Source organism: Sphingomonas metalli (genome assembly GCF_014641735.1).
Lineage (GTDB): Bacteria > Pseudomonadota > Alphaproteobacteria > Sphingomonadales > Sphingomonadaceae > Sphingomonas > Sphingomonas metalli.
The window spans coordinates 263,142-278,352 of record NZ_BMIH01000001.1 but is presented as its reverse complement, the minus strand read 5'-3'; the positions used below and the strand labels follow the sequence as shown (position 1 = coordinate 278,352).

At 69.3% G+C, this 15,211-nt stretch carries 21 protein-coding genes; 8 read left to right on the top strand and 13 right to left on the bottom strand.

Translation table 11 applies throughout. From position 1 onward, the window contains the following. Window positions 1-222: 222 nt before the first annotated feature. From msrB to IEX18_RS01665, 3 genes are read right to left on the bottom strand one after another with little or no spacing between them, the layout of a single operon-like run. Window positions 223-696 (bottom strand): peptide-methionine (R)-S-oxide reductase MsrB, encoded by a 474-nt coding sequence (msrB, locus tag IEX18_RS01675; RefSeq protein WP_188656900.1) that lies wholly within the window; start codon window positions 694-696, stop codon window positions 223-225. Beyond that, on the bottom strand, window positions 693-1,931 hold the full coding sequence (locus IEX18_RS01670) for an ABC transporter permease (RefSeq protein ID WP_188656898.1): 1,239 nt from the start codon (window positions 1,929-1,931) through the stop codon (window positions 693-695). The genes msrB and IEX18_RS01670 overlap by 4 nt, the downstream gene beginning before the upstream one ends. Then, window positions 1,928-3,043, bottom strand: a complete 1,116-nt coding sequence (locus IEX18_RS01665; RefSeq protein WP_373284522.1) for an ABC transporter ATP-binding protein — start codon at window positions 3,041-3,043, stop codon at window positions 1,928-1,930. The genes IEX18_RS01670 and IEX18_RS01665 overlap by 4 nt, the downstream gene beginning before the upstream one ends. Here IEX18_RS01665 and queG point away from each other — a divergent pair. Beyond that, a complete protein-coding gene (queG, locus tag IEX18_RS01660) occupies window positions 2,930-3,970 on the top strand; it encodes a tRNA epoxyqueuosine(34) reductase QueG (RefSeq protein ID WP_373284521.1) in 1,041 nt (346 codons plus the stop codon). The two genes, IEX18_RS01665 and queG, sit on opposite strands and share 114 nt — an antisense overlap. On the opposite strand, the gene IEX18_RS01655 is transcribed toward queG, so the two are convergent. Both IEX18_RS01655 and IEX18_RS01650 read right to left on the bottom strand, forming a co-directional pair. Next, entirely contained in the window at window positions 3,945-4,313 is a 369-nt protein-coding gene (locus tag IEX18_RS01655; RefSeq protein WP_188656889.1) for a hypothetical protein, read from the bottom strand. The two genes, queG and IEX18_RS01655, sit on opposite strands and share 26 nt — an antisense overlap. Further along, complete coding sequence (locus IEX18_RS01650) at window positions 4,310-4,984, bottom strand: EI24 domain-containing protein (protein ID WP_188656888.1); 675 nt, start codon at window positions 4,982-4,984, stop codon at window positions 4,310-4,312. Before IEX18_RS01650 ends, IEX18_RS01655 begins: the two co-directional genes overlap by 4 nt. 100 nt (window positions 4,985-5,084) lie before the next feature. Here IEX18_RS01650 and IEX18_RS01645 point away from each other — a divergent pair, with 100 nt between their 5' ends. Further along, window positions 5,085-6,077 carry an adenosine kinase gene (locus IEX18_RS01645; RefSeq protein WP_188656886.1) on the top strand — a complete coding sequence of 331 codons (993 nt, stop codon included), beginning with the start codon at window positions 5,085-5,087 and terminating at the stop codon, window positions 6,075-6,077. A gap of 77 nt (window positions 6,078-6,154) precedes the next feature. Here IEX18_RS01645 and IEX18_RS01640 read toward each other — a convergent pair whose 3' ends face one another. From IEX18_RS01640 to hisB, 8 genes are all read right to left on the bottom strand, one after another. Further along, window positions 6,155-7,723 (bottom strand): amino acid permease, encoded by a 1,569-nt coding sequence (locus IEX18_RS01640; protein WP_188656884.1) that lies wholly within the window; start codon window positions 7,721-7,723, stop codon window positions 6,155-6,157. Between the two features lie 107 nt (window positions 7,724-7,830). Beyond that, window positions 7,831-8,208 carry a histidine triad nucleotide-binding protein gene (locus IEX18_RS01635; protein ID WP_188656882.1) on the bottom strand — a complete coding sequence of 126 codons (378 nt, stop codon included), beginning with the start codon at window positions 8,206-8,208 and terminating at the stop codon, window positions 7,831-7,833. Further along, a complete protein-coding gene (locus IEX18_RS01630; protein WP_188656880.1) occupies window positions 8,208-8,531 on the bottom strand; it encodes a phosphoribosyl-ATP diphosphatase in 324 nt (107 codons plus the stop codon). The genes IEX18_RS01635 and IEX18_RS01630 overlap by 1 nt, the downstream gene beginning before the upstream one ends. A 33-nt stretch (window positions 8,532-8,564) precedes the next feature. Then, the gene (gene hisF / locus IEX18_RS01625; protein WP_188656878.1) at window positions 8,565-9,332 is read right to left on the bottom strand and encodes an imidazole glycerol phosphate synthase subunit HisF; all 768 of its coding nucleotides are present in this window, start codon (window positions 9,330-9,332) and stop codon (window positions 8,565-8,567) included. After that, entirely contained in the window at window positions 9,329-10,066 is a 738-nt protein-coding gene (gene hisA, locus IEX18_RS01620) for a 1-(5-phosphoribosyl)-5-[(5-phosphoribosylamino)methylideneamino]imidazole-4-carboxamide isomerase (protein ID WP_188656877.1), read from the bottom strand. Before hisA ends, hisF begins: the two co-directional genes overlap by 4 nt. Next, window positions 10,054-10,659, bottom strand: coding sequence for an imidazole glycerol phosphate synthase subunit HisH (hisH, locus tag IEX18_RS01615; RefSeq protein WP_188656875.1), 606 nt, complete (start codon window positions 10,657-10,659; stop codon window positions 10,054-10,056). Before hisH ends, hisA begins: the two co-directional genes overlap by 13 nt. Next, window positions 10,656-10,940, bottom strand: coding sequence for a YciI family protein (locus IEX18_RS01610; RefSeq protein WP_188656874.1), 285 nt, complete (start codon window positions 10,938-10,940; stop codon window positions 10,656-10,658). The genes hisH and IEX18_RS01610 overlap by 4 nt, the downstream gene beginning before the upstream one ends. Continuing rightward, window positions 10,937-11,539 carry an imidazoleglycerol-phosphate dehydratase HisB gene (gene hisB / locus IEX18_RS01605; RefSeq protein ID WP_188656873.1) on the bottom strand — a complete coding sequence of 201 codons (603 nt, stop codon included), beginning with the start codon at window positions 11,537-11,539 and terminating at the stop codon, window positions 10,937-10,939. Before hisB ends, IEX18_RS01610 begins: the two co-directional genes overlap by 4 nt. 73 nt (window positions 11,540-11,612) lie before the next feature. Between hisB and IEX18_RS01600 the strand changes: the two genes are divergently transcribed. The 6 genes from IEX18_RS01600 to gmk are packed head-to-tail and all read left to right on the top strand — an operon-like array spanning window position 11,613 to window position 15,182. After that, complete coding sequence (locus tag IEX18_RS01600) at window positions 11,613-12,098, top strand: SspB family protein (protein WP_188656872.1); 486 nt, start codon at window positions 11,613-11,615, stop codon at window positions 12,096-12,098. Window positions 12,099-12,156: 58 nt separating this feature from the next. Further along, entirely contained in the window at window positions 12,157-12,576 is a 420-nt protein-coding gene (locus IEX18_RS01595) for a GNAT family N-acetyltransferase (RefSeq protein ID WP_188656871.1), read from the top strand. A gap of 23 nt (window positions 12,577-12,599) precedes the next feature. Next, window positions 12,600-13,991, top strand: a complete 1,392-nt coding sequence (fumC, locus tag IEX18_RS01590) for a class II fumarate hydratase (RefSeq protein ID WP_188656870.1) — start codon at window positions 12,600-12,602, stop codon at window positions 13,989-13,991. Between the two features lie 53 nt (window positions 13,992-14,044). Further along, window positions 14,045-14,254 (top strand): hypothetical protein, encoded by a 210-nt coding sequence (locus tag IEX18_RS01585; protein WP_188656869.1) that lies wholly within the window; start codon window positions 14,045-14,047, stop codon window positions 14,252-14,254. Continuing rightward, window positions 14,251-14,460: a hypothetical protein gene (locus IEX18_RS01580; RefSeq protein WP_188656868.1), complete on the top strand. Its 210-nt coding sequence runs from the start codon at window positions 14,251-14,253 to the stop codon at window positions 14,458-14,460. The genes IEX18_RS01585 and IEX18_RS01580 overlap by 4 nt, the downstream gene beginning before the upstream one ends. Window positions 14,461-14,519: 59 nt before the next feature. Continuing rightward, window positions 14,520-15,182 (top strand): guanylate kinase, encoded by a 663-nt coding sequence (gene gmk, locus IEX18_RS01575; RefSeq protein ID WP_229664297.1) that lies wholly within the window; start codon window positions 14,520-14,522, stop codon window positions 15,180-15,182. The last annotated feature ends 29 nt before the right edge of the window (window positions 15,183-15,211 follow it).

The following is a 15,211-nucleotide window of genomic DNA, read 5'->3' as shown; positions in this document are numbered from 1 at the left end:
CCTCTCCTCACGAAGATCCGGGCCTTCGCGAGACTTCCTTGCGAACGTGGCAACAGCGCCCTCTTTCACTCGTCATCCCGGACTTGGTCCGGGATCCACCGTGCCGCGGAGTCAACAGCTTGCGCGCTTGCGGAGCCGTGGATGCCGGACCAAGTCCGGCATGACGAGGTGGCTCAGGCAAAGTCTCGCCTTTGCCGAATTTACCGGGAATTCAGGGCGTTCTCAGGCAGCGCGAAACGTCATCGCCACGCCGTTCATGCAATAGCGCTTGCCGGTCGGCTTTGGGCCGTCGTCGAAGACATGGCCGAGATGGCCGCCGCAGCGGCTGCAATGCACCTCCACCCGCTCCATCATCAGCGACCGGTCGGTCCGCGTAGCGACCGCGCGGGGCAGGGGCGCCCAGAAGCTCGGCCAGCCGGTGCCGCTGTCGAACTTCGTCCTGGACGCGAACAGGGGCTGGGCGCAGCCGCGACAGGCGAAGGTGCCGGTGCGATGCTCGTCGTTGAGCGGGCTGGAGAAGGGCCGTTCGGTGCCCTCGTGCCGCAGTACGTCATAGGCGGCCGGCGGCAGCTTGCGACGCCATTCGGCGTCGGTGAGCTGGACGGGGTAACGCTCGGCAGCCTCGGCGGTGCCGCGGCAGCCGAAGAGCAGGGCGAGTCCCGCGATGGACAGGAAGGAGCGGCGATCGGTTGTCATGCCGCGGATATGGGATCGCGCGGCCGCCGCCGCCAGAAGGGGCGACCGCCGCCCGATTGCAGCACCCCGCGGCGGAACAGGCGCGCGCCCACGGTGATGAACAGGGCGACCCACAGGGCCTGCCAACCCAGGGCGAGAAGGTGCGGCCAGATCTCGGGCGAGTTGGCGGCACGTCCTGCCATGGCGAAGGGCGAGGACAGCGGAAAGATTTCCGCGACGCGTGCGAGCAGGCTGTTCGGAAGGCGCGCCGCGGCGGAGGCGAGCGCGAACATGCCGACCTGCACCAGCGTGATCGGCAGCGACAGCATCTGGATCTCGCGCATCGTCGAGGCCTGCGCGCCGATGCCGAGGAACACCGATCCCAGCAGCAGATAGGCCATGGAGAAATAGGCTGCGAAGAGGATCGCGAAGGCCGGTCCGCCCACGGCCGGGGTGAGGGTGCCGAGATCGGCCGCTATCGCCGGGGGAATGAGCGCGGCGACCTGCCCGAGCACCGTGCCCCAGAAGGCGACGAAGAGGACGGCGACGCCGAACATGCCGATCAGCTTGCCGCCGAACACCGCCTCCAGCGGAACGGCGGCGGCGAGCACCTCGATCACCTTGTTGTTCCGCTCCTCGGCCATGGTGCCCACGACCTGGCCGGCGAGGAACAGGGTGAGGAAGAAGATGCCAAACACCGCCAGGAAGCCCGACTGGTGCTGGCCGCCGAGCGACACGGCGGGTCGCGGTGCGGCGATGCGGGTGGCGCTGACGACGACGGCATCGGGCCGGCCGGCGGAGACGGTCGCCTGGGCCAAGGCCTCGAGATAATTGCCGGTGAGCCGGCTGCGCGCCGGTACCAGGATGCTGGGCCGGTCGATGGGGCCGTAGAGGACGGCATCGGTGTCGCGGCCCTGCTCGCCCATAAGCGCCCGCGCCTGCGCGGCCGGATCGGGTTGCGGCGCGACGATCGACAGGGTCGAGGGGCGTTCGTCGTGGCGGAACAGCTTGCGCAGGCGCGCATCCTCGCGGCTGAGGATCGCGGCGAGCGGCGGCGGCGCGATCACCACCAGCCGGGCCCGGTCGGCGGCCCCGTCCGCCATGCTGGCGGCGCCCAGTCCGCCGATCGTGCTCATGCCGCCGATCAGCGCGGGCGCGAACAGGAAGAGGAGGAAGACGGGCGTGAAGACGGTGGCGATGAAATCGCGACGGGCGATCGTCAGCATCTGGCGCAAGGCGCGGCGAAACGGGCTCATGCGGCGGCCTTCCGGTCGGCGAAGCGGCGGTCCTCGACGGACCCGACGATCCGGACGAACGCCTCGTGCAGGGTCGGGCGCTCGATGGTCAGCCCGGCGATACCGTGGCCGGCCGCGATCAGCCGGTTCAGCAGCGGTTCGATCCCGTCCGGGGGCATCGCGAAACGCCAGCCGTCGCCCTCCGGCGTCGCGCCGGCCGGCAATTGGGCCGCAAGCGCCGGGTTGGGTTGCCGGGGTTGATAGTGGACCTGGGCAGGCAGGGTCGCGCGGGCGTCGTCGACCGTGCCTTCGAACTGGCGCTGGCCGCCGGCGATGATCGCCAGCCGGTCGCACAGACGTTCGGCATGGGCCATGACGTGGGTCGAGAAGAGGATCGTCGCGCCGCGGTCGCGCTCGGCGAGGATCAGCGCCTCCAGCTTCTCCTGATTGACCGGATCAAGGCCGGAAAACGGCTCGTCGAGGACGATCAGATCCGGGCGATGCACGACCGAGCCGAGCAGCTGGACGAGCTGCGCCATGCCCTTGGACAGCTTGCGGATCTTCTCGTCGGCGGCGTGCGCGAGCCCGACCTGCGCGAGCAGATCCGCGGCGCGGCGCCGCCCTTCGCCCCAGGCCAGACCGCGCAGCGCGCCCATGAAGGCGATAGCCTCACGGGCCTTCATCGCCGGATAGAGGCCGCGCTCTTCGGGAAGATAGCCGACCCGGTCGCCGGCGTCGCGCGGACGCTCGCAGCCGAGCAGTGTGCGGTAGCCCTCGTCGGGTTCGATGATTCCGAGGATCATGCGAAGCGTCGTGGTCTTGCCTGCGCCATTGGGGCCGAGCACGCCGTAGATCGCGCCGCGGGGCACGGCGAGGTCGACCCCGCCGACCACCTGCTTCCCCTCGAAACGCTTGATCAATCCGGTGGCGGTGACCGCCCAGTCTTCTGCCCGTTGTTCCGGCACGTCTTTCTCCCGCCGCACAGGACGTGGTAGCGGGGCCGGGTGCCGCTCGACAAGCTGGAAGACAGGATCAGGGCCAAGGCCGCCGAGCTGGGCTTCGCGGCCTGCGGGATCGCGCGCGCTGATGCGGCTCCGCGTGCGGGGGAGCGGCTGCGCCAGTGGCTGGCCGATGGCTGTCATGGCGACATGATCTGGATGGAGGAACGGGCCCATCATCGCGAGAGCCCCGCGGGTCTCTGGCCGGAGGTGCGCAGCGTCGTCGCGCTGGGAATGAGCTACGCACCGGCGAACGATCCGCTAGCTCTGGAGGGGGAGGGCGGGATCGGACGGATCTCGGTCTATGCGCAGGGCGGCGATTATCACGATGTCGTCAAGCGGGCGCTGAAGGCGCTCGGCCGGTGGCTGGCGCAGGAGGCGGGCTGCGACCTCAAGGTCTTCGTCGACACGGCGCCGGTCATGGAAAAGCCGCTGGCGGCGGCGGCCGGGATCGGGTGGCAGGGCAAGCACACCAATCTGGTCAGCCGCGAGCATGGCAGCTGGCTTTTCCTCGGCGCGCTCTACACGACGCTGGCGCTCGATCCCGATGCGGGCGGGATCGACCGGTGCGGGCGCTGCGACGCTTGCCAGCGTGCCTGCCCGACCGATGCCTTCCCGGCGCCCTATCGACTCGATGCGCGGCGGTGCATCTCCTACCTGACGATCGAGCACAGGGGGCCGATCCCGGAGGAGTTCCGCGCCGCGATCGGCAATCGTATCTATGGATGCGACGACTGCCTGGCCGTGTGCCCTTGGAACAAGTTCGCGGTCGCGGCTGCCGCCAACCAGGCCTTCCACCCGCGCGCCGAACTCGTCGCGCCGGAGCTGGCCGACCTGCTGGCGCTCGACGACGACGGATTTCGCCAGGTCTTCGCCGGCTCGCCGATAAAAAGGATCGGGCGGGACCGCATGGTGCGCAATGCCGCGATCGCGGCGGGAAATAGCGGCGATCCGGCCTTGCTCGAGCCGCTGGCGAACCTGTTGAACGATGCCGATCCGGCCGTCCGCGATGCGGCGGCATGGGCCAGCGCGCGGCTCAGCGGCCTCCGTCGCGTCGGGTGAGCGCGGACAGGCAGCTCGCGCGGTCGATCGCACTGCCGTCGGGCTCGCGGGTGTCGATATAGGTGACGCGGGGTTCGGCACCGTCTTTCCCGGGGTAGAGATAGGCGTCGAGAACGCAGATATTGCTGGCGAATTGCAGCTTGCGCGCCGGCCCCTCGCGCACATCGGCATCGGGCTCGCCGAGCAGGCGCGTGAGGGTCGACGCATGCTGGCCCATCACCCGCTCGAGCCCGGCCGCCGAGAAGCTGGGCGCAGGAGGCGCGCTGTTCTGCGGAACGCGCGGAACCGGCTGAGTGGCGCAGGCCGCCAGGCCGAGCGGGAGAAGGAAGAGCGTGATCCTCACAGGCGCCTCGCATGAAAGAGATGGGTTGCCGCCGCCGCGCCGATCAGCGGCGCGAAGAGGTTCACGCCGGGGATCAGGAACAGCACGGCGTCGGCCAGCCCGAGAAGGAAGCGCCGGCCGCTCGTCTCGCCGCGCCAGCGACGCATCGCCGCAGGATCGAGGTGGCGGGCGGCGACCATGTCGCCGAGATCGCGGCCCAGCAACCAGGCGTTGACCAGAAGAAACGCTGCGCCGGTGCCGATACCGGTGACGAGCAACGCGACATAGACGGGGGCGAGCACCAGGTTGATGGCGATCACGCGCAGCGCCGAGCGCATCGCCATGGCGGCCGCGCGAAGAAACGGCACGTCCCGCGCGCGTCCCAGCGCGTTCGGATAGTGACGTCGCTCGACCGCGACGACGACCTCGTCGGCGAACAGGCCGATGACCGCGACCGCGATCGCCCGGAACAGCAGCCACAGGGCAAGGACGATGACGAGCGTGGCCGCCACGGCAGCGAGCGCGCCGGCACCGTTGCCGAACCAGGGCGTCAGCAGGGCCTCGATGATCCACCAGAGCCCGGCGCCCAGCAGGACGAACAGCGCGAGCGTCACGCCCAGCGACTTGGCGAGGACGCGCAACACCGCAGGATCGCCGATCTGACCGAAAGCGAGAAGCAGCGCGCGGAGCATCGCCAGCGGCTTGGAGCTACCGACGCCCGCTCGTCAACATTGCACGCGCCGGGCGGCCCCTCTATCGCGGCGGCTTTGCTATGCGAACCGGAGTTCCGACTTGACCAGCCCCGCTTATGATGTCGTCGCGATCGGCAATGCCATCGTCGATATCCTTGCCCAGTGCGACGACGCCTTCCTGACCGGGGAGGGGATGACCAAGGGGGCGATGCAGCTCGTCTTCTCGCCGGAGGCCGCGGATGCGCTTTATGCCAAGATGGGGCCGGGGCGCGAAGTCTCCGGCGGTTCGGCCGCCAACACGCTTGCCGGGATCGCCGCGCTGGGCGGACGGGCCGCCTTTATCGGGCAGGTCGCGGACGATCAGCTCGGCGAGGTGTTCGCGCACGACATCCGCGCCGCCGGCGTCCGCTTCGACACTCCCGCGCGCGCCGGTGCGCCGACGACCGGTCGCTGCCTGATCTTCGTGACGCCCGACGGCCAGCGGACGATGAACACCTTTCTGGGCGCGTCGCACTATCTTCCGGCCGCGGCGCTTGACCGCGAGCTGATCGCGGCGGCGGCCTATCTCTACATCGAGGGCTATCTCTGGGATCCGGAAGAGCCGCGGGCGGCGATGCGGGCGGCGATCGACGTGGCCCGCGCCGCCGGCCGCAAGATCGCCTTCACCGCCTCTGCGGAGTTCGTCATCGACCGGCACCGGGCGGATTTCCATGCGCTGATCGATGGCGGGATGATCGACCTGATCTTCGCCAACGAGGCGGAGGCGATGTCGCTGACGGAGACCACCGACCTGGAGGCCGCGATCGCAGCGCTGGCACCCAAGGTCGAGACGCTGATCGTCACCCTGTCCGAGAAGGGAGCGCTGGCGGTGCGCGACGGCACGCGCGTGACGGTGCCGGCCGCACCGGTGACGCAGGTGGTGGATACGACGGGCGCGGGCGATCTGTTCGCGGCCGGCTTCCTGCACGGGCAGGCGCAGGGATGGGACCTGCAGCGTTCGCTGAGCCTGGGGGCGCTGTGCGCGGCGGAGATCATCAGCCATTTCGGCGCGCGTCCGCTGGCCGACATGAAGGCGCTCGCCGCAAGGGCCTGATCGGCTCATACGCCAGCAACGAAAAAGGGCCGGAGGATCGCTCCTCCGGCCCTTTTTCGTGTGCGACGATCGCCCGGTCAGCGGGCGCCGGGGAGCGGCGGCTCGAGACCGGAAACGGCGTCGCTCTCATGCGCCTCGACGATGCCGCGACCCAGATGGCTCGCCCCCTTGCCGTAGACGAAATAGACGACGAGGCCGATCGCGCCCCAGAGGAAGAAGACCAGCATCGCCTGCCAGGGCAGGTTCACGAACAGGAAGATGCAGCCCGCGATCGTGGCCGGGCCCACCAGCCACAGCGCGGGGGTGCGGAAGGACCGCTTCGCATCCGGCTTCGACTTGCGGAGCATCATGACGTTGATGGCGACCATCATGAAGGCATAGAGCGTGCCGGCATTCGCCCAGTCGGCGAGCTGTCCGACCGGCAGGAAGGCGGCGGCGATCGCCACCGCGACGCCGGTCAGCGCCGTGACGATGTGCGGGGTCTTCCACTTGGGATGGACGCGGCTGAGTGCGGCCGGGAGAAGACCGTCGCGGCTCATCACGAAGAAGATGCGCGTCTGGCCGAACAGCAGGATCAGGATGACCGACGGCAAGGCGATGTTAGCGGCGATGCCCAGCATGTTGCCGATCGAACCGAAGCCGATCACGCGCAGCACATGGGCCAGTGCCTCGTTCGAGCAGACCAGCGCCTCGCGATATTGCGGCATGGCGCATTGCCGGGCGAGCTCGGCCGAACCGGCCTCGAGCGGCAGGCCCGACGCGCCCAGAACGGGCTGGCCGCCGATCGCCCCGATCGCGCCCGCGGACACGACGATGTAGAAGATCGTGCAGATCAGCAGCGAGCCGATCAGGCCGATCGGCACGTTGCGCTGCGGGTTCTTGGTCTCCTCCGCCGCGGTCGACACCGCGTCGAAGCCGACATAGGCGAAGAAGATCGTCGCCGCCGCCCCGACCGCGCCGACGCCGCTGCCGATGCCGCCGAAGACGCCGGCGGGCAGGAAGGGGCTGTAGTTGTTCGAGTCGATCACCGGCAGGGTCAGCGCCGAGAAGATGGTGAGCGCGATGACCTTGATCGCGACCAGCACGGCATTGACCTTGGCGCTTTCCGAGGTGCCGACCATCAGCAGCCAGGTCATGAGCAGCGAGATGAACACGGCCGGCAGGTTGACCAGTCCGCCCGGGGCGCCGCCGAGCGCCAGGGGTCCTGCGCTCGCCCAGGCAGGAAGATGGATGCCGAGGAACTGGTTGAGGATGGTGCCGCTGAAATAGCCCGACCAGCTGACCGAGACCGCGCTGGCCGCGACGGCATATTCGAGGATCAGGGCCCAGCCGACCGTCCAGGCGATCGTCTCGCCCAGGGTCGTGTAGCTGTAGGTATAGGCGGATCCCGCGACGGGGATCATCGCGGCGATCTCCGCGTAGCAGAGCGCGGCGACAATGCAGATCGCGCCGGCAATGGCGAAGGCGAGCATCAGGCCGGGTCCGGCCTTCTGCGCGCCGACCGCCGTCAGGACGAAGATGCCGCCGCCGATGACGCAGCCGATGCCGAACAGCATGAGTTGGAACCAGCCCAGCGTGCGGTGGAGCGACTTGCTCTCCGCAGTCGCCAGAATGGCTTCCAGCGGTTTGACACGGTCGAAGATCATGTAGGCGGGACCCCCAAGGGAATGCGTAAAAAAGGGGAGCCTAGAGCCAAATCTATGTCGCGCAATACCCCAGCTTGTGGGTGCGGCGCCGGTGTGCCCTTTCGGCCTCAGCCGGCGATCATGCGACCCAGCGGGGCGCCGCCGAACAGGTGGACGTGCAGATGGGCGACCTCCTGTCCGCCATGGCCGCCGATATTGGCGAGCAGGCGGTAGCCCGGCTCGACCAGCCTCTGCTCGCGCGCGACGTTGCCCACCGCGCGGACGAAGCCGGCGATCTCCTCGGCCGGCGCACGGGCCGAGAAATCGTCCCAGGAGACATAGGCGCCGCGCGGCACGACGAGGATATGGACGGGAGCCTGCGGCGCAATGTCGTGGAAGGCGATCGCATAATCGTCCTCGTAGACGCGGCGGGACGGGATCTCGCCGCGCAGGATCCGGGCGAAGATGTTGTCGGGGTCGTAGGGCTGGGTGGCGTCGATCGGCATCAGCGGGTTCCTTGCGGGGATCGAGCGGCCTTCTCGTCGTGGCCCGACACGCCCTCGCGCCGGACGAGCTCGGCGCGGACGTCGTCCAGACCCAGTCCGGCATCGGCCAGCAGGACGAGGAGGTGGAAGACGAGGTCCGCAGCCTCGGAGGCGAGCGTGTGCGGCTCGGCGAGCGCGGCGATCACCGTTTCGGTCGCTTCCTCGCCCACCTTCTGCGCGATCTTGCCGCGACCCTTCGCGAACAGGCTGGCGGTGTAGCTGGAGGCGGGGTCCGCGCCGCGGCGTGCGCGGATGGTGGCGTCTAGGCGGTCGAGCGGGTCCATGGCCGATGCCCGTGGCGCGTCCGGCGGGCGCGGTCAATCGTGCGGGCGGCGGACCGGTACGCCGGCGGCGGCGAGGGCGGCATGCGCCTCGGCGATCGAGGCCTCGCCGAAATGGAAGATCGAGGCAGCGAGGACGGCGCTCGCATGACCTTCGGTGATCCCCGCGACCAGGTCGCCCAGGGTACCGACGCCGCCGGATGCCACCACCGGTACGGCGCTGCGGTCAGCGATGGCGCGGACCAGGTCGAGGTCGTAGCCGCCGCGGGTGCCGTCGCGGTCCATCGAGGTGACGAGCAATTCGCCCGCGCCCAGTTCGGCGAGGCGAAGGGCGTGGGCGACCGCATCGATGCCGGTGGCGCGGCGACCGCCATGGGTGAATACCTCCCAGCCGTCGCCGCTGCGGCGGGCGTCGATCGAGGCGACGCAGCATTGGCTGCCGAAGCGTTCGGCGATCTCCGCCACGATCTCGGGCCGGGAGACCGCGGCCGAGTTGACGGCGACCTTGTCCGCTCCGGCCAGCAACAGCGCACGGGCATCGTCGGCGGTACGCACGCCGCCGCCCACGGTGAGCGGCATGAAGCAGACCGCGGCGGTCCGCCGCACGACGTCCAGGATGGTGCCGCGATCCTCGTGACTGGCGGTGATGTCGAGGAAGCAGAGCTCGTCCGCGCCGGCCGCATCATAGGCGCGCGCCTGTTCGACCGGATCGCCGGCATCGATCAGGTCGACGAAGTTGACGCCCTTGACGACGCGGCCGTTGGCGACGTCCAGGCACGGGATGACGCGGGCGCGGACCGTCATGCAGCCGCCGCCACGCTGAGCGCGGCGCCGAGATCGAGCCGGCCATCGTAGAGCGCGCGGCCGGTGATGACCCCCTCGATCCCGTCCTTCGCATGGAGCGCGAGGAGGTGGATGTCGGCGATCCCCGCCACGCCGCCCGATGCGATCACCGGGATCGACACGGCGCGCGCAAGGTCCACGGTCGCCTCGACATTGCATCCCTTGAGCAGGCCGTCGCGGCCGACATCGGTGAAGAGCAGGGCCGCGACGCCCGCATCCTCGAAGCGGCGGGCGAGGTCGACCGCGCTGGTGGTCGAGACGTCGGCCCAGCCCTTGGTCGCGACCATGCCGTCGCGCGCGTCGACCGCGACGACGATGCCGCCGGGGAAGGCGTGCGCCATGTCGCGGACGAATTGCGGCTGTTCGAGCGCCGCCGTGCCGATCACGACGCGGGCGACGCCGAGGTCGAACCACGCCTCCACCGCGTCGGGCGTGCGGATGCCGCCGCCGAGCTGGACGTGGCCCGGAAAGGTACGGACGATGCTGCGTACCGCGTCTCCGTTGCGACTCTCTCCGGCGAAGGCACCGTCAAGGTCAACGACGTGGACATGGCCCGCGCCGGCCTCGGCGAAGAGCGTCGCCTGATGCGCAGGGTCGTCGCCATAGACGGTGGCGCGATCCATGTCGCCCTCGGCCAGCCGGACGACCTGCCCGCCCTTCAGATCGATGGCGGGGAAGACGATCAGGGCCGCCATGCGAGGAACCTTTCGAGCAGTGCGAGCCCGTAATGCTGGCTCTTTTCCGGATGGAACTGGACGCCGATGATCGTGTCGCGCCCGATCGCAGCGGTGACCGGGCCGGCATGGTCGGTGGTGGCGAGCACGTCCGTTCCCGCAAAGGCGTAGCTGTGGAGGAAATAGGCCTCGCCGGCGACCAGCAACGGATGGGGACGGGCAGGGACGACGTCGTTCCACCCCATGTGCGGGACCTTCGCCGCGGGGTCCTGCGGCGTCAGCCGCCGGACCGTTCCGGAGATCCAGCCGAGGCCGCGATGCGATCCCATCTCCTCGCCGGTGTCCGCCAGCAGCTGCATGCCGACGCACACGCCCAGAAAGGGCGCGCCCTCGCGCCGCACGCGCTGTTCCAGCGCTTCGACCATGCCGGGGACCGCGCGCAGCGCGGCCGCGCAGGCGCCGAAGGCGCCGACCCCGGGCAGGACGATCCGGTCCGCGCGGGCGACCAGATCGGGATCGGCGGTGATCGCAAGGTCCCGGCACCCCGCCGCAGTCAGCGCATTGGCGACCGAGTGGAGGTTGCCCGCGCCGTAATCGATCAGCGCCAGCGTCATCCGGCGAGCGCTTCGAGCCCCGGCCCCAGGACCGAGGGCGCGACCTCGATGAAGCGATATTCGGCGAGGTTATGGATGGCGAAGGGGTCGGTCCGGGCCCAAGCCTCCGCCTCCTCCCGGGTGCCGCGCACCGCGATCATTCCGCCGGTGAGCGGGACCTGCCGGCCGGCGAAGAGCAGCCGGCCGCTCGCCGCCGCCTCGTGCAGCCATGCGAGGTGGGGTCCGCGATGCGCGTCGATCTCTTCGACCGGGACGACATAGTTCAGGATGATGATGATCATGCGGCCTCTCCGCCCAGCGTGCCCTTGGTCGAGGGGATGGCATCCCCCTTGCGCGGATCGATCTCGACCGCGGTGCGCAGGGCGCGGGCGAGCCCCTTGAAGGCGCTTTCGGCGATATGGTGGTTGTTCTCGCCATGCAGCGTCTCGACGTGCAGCGTGATGCCGGCGGCCTGGGCGAAGCTGTGGAACCAGTGCTTGAACAGCTCGGTATCCATCTCGCCGAGCCGCTTCTGCGAGAAGTCGGTCTTCCAGACCAGCCAGGGGCGGCCCGAGATGTCGAGCGCGACGCGGGTCAGCGTCTCGTCCATCGGCGACAGCGCATCGCCGTAGCGGCGGATGCCGCGCTTGTCGCCGAGCGCCTTGGCCACCGCCTCGCCGATCGCGATGCCGGTATCCTCGACCGTGTGATGCTGGTCGATATGGAGATCGCCCCTGGTCCGCACGTGCAGGTCGATGAGCGAGTGGCGCGACAGCTGCTCGAGCATATGGTCGAAAAAGCCGACTCCCGTCTCGATGTCGTAACTGCCGGTACCGTCGAGGTCGACGGTGACGGCGATCTGCGTCTCGCTGGTGTTTCGCGTGATCGTGGCCGTGCGCATGCCGCGCTCCATAGCGCTGTCGACGCGCCATGCAATCTTGACGCTGCGGGGCGGCCACGCCTACCCAAGGGACATGAGCGACGGCCTGCCCGATAGTCTGATCCCCTACGACGAGATCGTGGCGGAAGTTCTGCGCGCCGTGGTCGGCCGGGTGCTGGGCCAGGTGGCGGATGCCGGCGGCCTGCCGGGCGACCACCATTTCTACATCACCTTCAAGACCCGCGCGCCCGGCGTCGACATCCCGCAGCGGCTGATCGAGCGCTTTCCGGACGAGATGACGATCGTGCTCCAGAACCGCTATTGGGACCTGGTGGTGGACGAGCGGCGCTTCTCGGTCGGCCTCAGTTTCAACCAGGTGCCGTCGAAGCTGGTCATCCCCTATTCGGCGATCACCGGCTTCCACGACCCGGCAGTCAATTTCGAGCTGCGCTTCCCGGCGCAGGAAGAACTGGACGAGGCGCCCGAGCCGCATGAGGAGGCCGAGAATGACGGCCCCGTCGCCCAGCCGGTCGAGGACGGATCGAACGTCGTCAGCGTGGATTTCAAGCGTAAGAAATAGGGCGCGGGCGGCATCCGGAAATTCCGCTTCCGCGGCATCCTGTAACGGGGCTTAGGCGATGGCCGTTGTCGCGAAAATCGAATCGCCGACGGATGCCGATCGCGACGCCATTCTCCGGCCGCTCGTCGCGCATAATGACGGCAAGGTCGGTCCCACCGAACGCCACATGATCGCCCTCGCACTGCGCGACGACGCGGGTGAGACGGCGGGTGGCCTGTGGGGTGTCGTGAGCTATCGCTGGCTGTTCGTCCAGTATCTGGCGGTACCGCCCGAGCTGAAGGGGCAGGGCCATGGACGCGCGCTGATGCGGGCGGCGGAGGACGAGGCGCGGCGGCTGGGCTGCGTCGGCATCTGGCTCGACACGTTCAGCTTCCAGGCGCGGGGCTTCTACGAAAAGCTCGGCTATGCCGCGTTCGGCCAGATCGACGACTATCCGCCGGGCGAGAGCCGCTTCTTCCTGTCCAAGCGGATCGACTGACCAGCACGAAAGGTTGTGGCGGCATGACCGATACCCGTACCGAAACCGACTCGATCGGCGCGATCGAGGTTCCTGCCGGGGCCTATTGGGGCGCGCAGACGCAGCGTTCCATCGGCAACTTCCCCTTCGGCGCGCGCGAGCGGATGCCGATCGAGATCGTCCATGCACTCGCCCTCGTCAAACAGGCCGCCGCGCGGGTGAACCGCGCGCACGGGCTCGAGGCCGCCAAGGCCGACGCGCTCGAGGCCGCCGCCGCGCGGGTCGCGGCCGGCGAGTTCGACGACCAGTTTCCGCTCGTCATCTGGCAGACGGGCAGCGGCACCCAGAGCAACATGAACGTCAACGAGGTGATCGCCGGGATCGCCAACGAGGCGCTGAGCGGCACGCGCGGCGGCAAGACGCCCGTCCACCCGAATGACGACGTCAATCGCGGCCAGTCATCGAACGACAGCTTCCCGACCGCGCTCCATGTCGCGACTGCCATCGCTGCGACGCGGCGGCTGGTGCCGGCAATGGAGCGGCTCGAGGCGGCGCTGCTCGCCAAGGCGCAAGCCTGGGGCGACATCGTCAAGATCGGGCGCACCCACCTCCAGGACGCGACGCCGCTGACCCTGGGACAGGAGGCGTCGGGCTGGTACGCGCAGATCCGCCTGGCGCGAACGCGGACGCTGCCGCTGATCGAGCACGGCCTGACCCGCCTCGCGCAGGGTGGCACCGCGGTGGGGACCGGGCTCAACGCGCCGCCGGGCTTCGACCGCGAGGTGGCAGGCGCGCTCGCTGCGCTGACCGGCATCGCCTTCGAGCCTGCGCCCAACAAGTTCGAGGCGCTGGCCAGCCACGATACGCTGATCGACTTCTCGGGCCGTCTCAACACCTTGGCCGTCGCTCTTACCAAGATCGCCAACGATATCCGGCTGCTCGGATCGGGGCCGCGCTGCGGGCTCGGCGAACTGGAACTCCCGGCCAACGAGCCGGGCAGCTCGATCATGCCGGGCAAGGTGAACCCGACCCAGTGCGAGATGCTGACGATGGTCGCCGCGCAGGTCATGGGCAACCATGTCGCCGCGACGGTCGGCGGGGCGCAGGGGCATCTGGAACTCAACGTCTTCAAGCCGCTGATCGGTGCGGCCGTGCTGCGCTCGATCGACCTGCTGGCGACGGGCATGGAAACCTTTGCTACGCACTGCGTCGATGGACTCGAGCCGAACCGCGCCCGCATCGCCGACCTGCTCGACCGTTCGCTGATGCTCGTGACCGCGCTGGCGCCGCAGATCGGCTACGACAATGCCGCGAAGATCGCCAAGCACGCCCATGCCGAGGGCCTGACGCTGAAGGAGGCGGGCGCGGCGCTCGGGCTGGTCGATGCGGACACCTTCGACCGGGTGGTGCGGCCCGAGGCGATGCTCGGCTCCTGACCGGGAACTTCATTCCTGTTGCGGCGCTATCTGGACACGAAGGAGCAGCGGACGTGAGTGCAACGGCAATAGGCGGCGTCATCGGCGCCGCGATCGACGGGATGAGCGGGGACGATGGGGTCGGCGATGGCGCCATCATCGGCGCCGTGACGGCCAACGTGCTGAAGCTCGTGGTGCCGATGGTCGTCACCTACGCCGTGGGCTGGGCCGTGCTCCGCGGGGCCGAAGCGCTCAAGGATCAGGTATTTGGAGAAGTGAAATGATCGGCAAGATACTGGGAGCGCTGGTAGGCCGCGAGCTGGATCGGCGCGATGGGTCGGGCGGAATCAAGGGTGCCGCGATGGGCGCGCTCGTTGGCGGCGCGCTGCGCCGCATGGGGCCGCTGGGAATGGTGCTGGGTGGCGGCTATGTCGCCAAGAAGGCCTATGATCGCCACCGCGCGACGCGGCGGGTGCCGCCGGCGATTTGATCCGCATGCTGCATGTGCGATGACTTGACGGCCGGCGTCGCCGCCGGCCAAAGGCGCACATGCACACCGACGAGAATGATCCCCATGGCCTGAAACGGCGTGGGATGCTGTTCGTCCTGTCCTCGCCGTCGGGCGCGGGCAAGTCCACCATCGCCCGCAAGCTGCTGGCGGACGAACCGGACCTCGAAATGTCGGTGTCGGCGACGACGCGGCCGATGCGGCCGGGCGAAGTCGACGGGCGGGACTATCACTTCGTCGATCTCGAGGAATTCCGCCGCATGGTGGCGGAGGACGATTTCCTCGAATGGGCCCACGTCTTCGACAATCGCTACGGCACGCCGCGCGCGCCAGTGGAAGCGATGCTCGCCGCGGGCAAGGACGTGCTGTTCGACATCGACTGGCAGGGCGCGCAGCAGCTGTTCCAGATCGCGGGCGGCGACGTGGTGCGGGTCTTCATCTTTCCGCCGTCCATGACCGAGCTTCGGGCCCGGCTCGACCGGCGCGGCACCGATGCGCCCGGCGTGATCGACGCCCGCATGGCGCGGGCCGCCAATGAGGTCAGCCACTGGGATGGTTATGACTATGTCCTCGTCAACGACGATGTCGAGGCGTGTTTCCGAGGCGTCAAGACGATCCTCGCGGCCGAGCGGCTGAAGCGGTCGCGCCAGACCGGGCTGATCGGCTTCATCCGCCATCTGAGCAAGGAAGGCACGGGCAAGTAGCCGGCCGGAGGCGACCGGCGTGCGCCGGT